Source organism: Methylobacterium sp. (assembly GCF_019750675.1).
Taxonomy (GTDB): Bacteria; Pseudomonadota; Alphaproteobacteria; order Rhizobiales; family Beijerinckiaceae; genus Methylobacterium.
Genome location: NZ_JAIEOF010000443.1, coordinates 1 through 1,575, shown reverse-complemented (window position 1 = coordinate 1,575; position 1,575 = coordinate 1). Strand labels below are relative to the sequence as shown.

2 protein-coding genes and 1 pseudogene are annotated in these 1,575 nt (G+C 71.2%); 2 read left to right on the top strand and 1 reads right to left on the bottom strand.

Annotated elements, in window-relative coordinates; translation table 11 throughout:
- Positions 1 to 183, top strand: a 183-nt coding sequence (locus tag K2X24_RS23345; RefSeq protein ID WP_292501606.1) for a type II 3-dehydroquinate dehydratase, incomplete at its 5' end; no start/stop codon positions are given.
- Positions 184 to 185: 2 nt separating this feature from the next.
- On the opposite strand, the gene K2X24_RS23340 is transcribed toward K2X24_RS23345, so the two are convergent.
- Complete coding sequence (locus tag K2X24_RS23340) at positions 186 to 1,178, bottom strand: DUF808 domain-containing protein (protein WP_292501605.1); 993 nt, start codon at positions 1,176 to 1,178, stop codon at positions 186 to 188.
- Positions 1,179 to 1,395: 217 nt separating this feature from the next.
- Here K2X24_RS23340 and K2X24_RS23335 point away from each other — a divergent pair.
- Positions 1,396 to 1,575, top strand: a pseudogene (locus K2X24_RS23335) (hypothetical protein); the annotation flags it as partial.

Sequence of the window (1,575 nt, the reverse complement as noted above, 5' to 3'; positions counted from 1 at the left end):
GACGCGCTGAACGCCTGCGAAGTGCCGGTCATCGAGTGCCATATCTCGAACGTGCACCGGCGCGAGGCGTTTCGCCACCATTCCTACGTGTCGCTCGCCGCCACGGCGGTGATGGCGGGCTTCGGCACGCACGGCTACGACCTTGCCATCCGGCACCTCGCCCATCTGCGCGAGGCCCGTTAGGGTCAGGCCGACTTCGTCCGGAGCCGGGCGACGCTGTTCCAGGCCGGCGCCAGGATGAAGCTCGTCACCGGGATCAGGGCCGCGCCGACCACGAGGCCGACGAGGCCCGAGCCGGCGGCGGTGACGACCCACTCCACCGTTCCGGCGAGCGGACCGGCGACGCCCGCCGCGCCGACCGCGGCGGCGTGGATGGCGTGTCCGATCTGGGGCAGGCCGTAGCTCTCCAGACCGTGCACCAGGATGCCGCCGCCGACCCAGATCATCGCGGCGGTGCCGACGACGGCCAGGATCTTGAGGAAGCCCGGCATGCCCTTGACCAGGGCGCGGCCGATGCCGCGCACGAGGCTGCCGAAGGCCGATCGCGACGTGTTGGCCGCCATGGCGACGCCGGCATCGTCGGCCTTCACGATCAGGGCGACGCCGCCATAGACCGCCACCGTGATGCCCACCGCCACCACCGCGAGCACGGCGGTCTTCATCCAGATGGAGCCCTCGGGCAGGGCCGCGAGGGTGATGGCCATGATCTCCGCCGAGAGGATGAAGTCGGTCTTGATCGCGCTGGAGACCTTCTGGTCCTCAAGGGCCTGGGCGTCCCCCGCGGACGCGTCGCGCTTCGCCTCGTGGGCATGGGCCTGGTGCGGGAAGAGCGCCTCGTAGACCTTCTCGCTCCCCTCGTAGCAGAGGTAGGCGCCGCCGAGCATCAGCAGGGGCGTGATCGCCCAGGGCGCGAAGGCGCCGAGCGCCAGGGCGGCGGGCAGGAGGAACAGCAGCTTGTTGCGCAGGGAGCCGAGGGCGATGCGGCCGACGATGGGGAGCTCCCGCTCCGCGGCGAAGCCCACCACGTAGCGTGGGGTCACGGCCGCATCGTCGATGACGACGCCCGCCGCCTTGATGCCCGCTCGCCCCGCCTGCGCCGCCACGTCGTCGAGGGAGGCCGCCGCCACTTTGGCGAGGCCCGCCACGTCGTCGAGAAGCGCGATCAGTCCGATGCTCACGGCGTATCCCTTCGTTTGAAGCGCCGGCCCCGCGTCCTTCGCTGCCAAGCTCTGCCCCACAGGAGACGAACGAGGGGGCGATTTGATCCAAGGCGGCGTCGCAAAATGCAGCCGGTCGCGCAATGCGGACGGTCGCAAGAGCGGTGCCCGGCGCGATGGCAGGATACGAGGGGACGATGACATTGTGACCCGAGTCGGCGGGTGCCAGGATCGTCCCATGCCCGTTCCCGCCCCTCACGCCCCACGCAGGGCCGCTACCCGCCAGATCCTCATCCTGGCGGCGGCGCCCGCGCAGCTCCTCGACATTGCCGGCCCCGCGGAGGTGCTGTCGCAGGCCAACCGCCTCTGGGCCGCGGACCATGGCGGGCCGGCGCTGTACGACGTCGCCTGCCATATC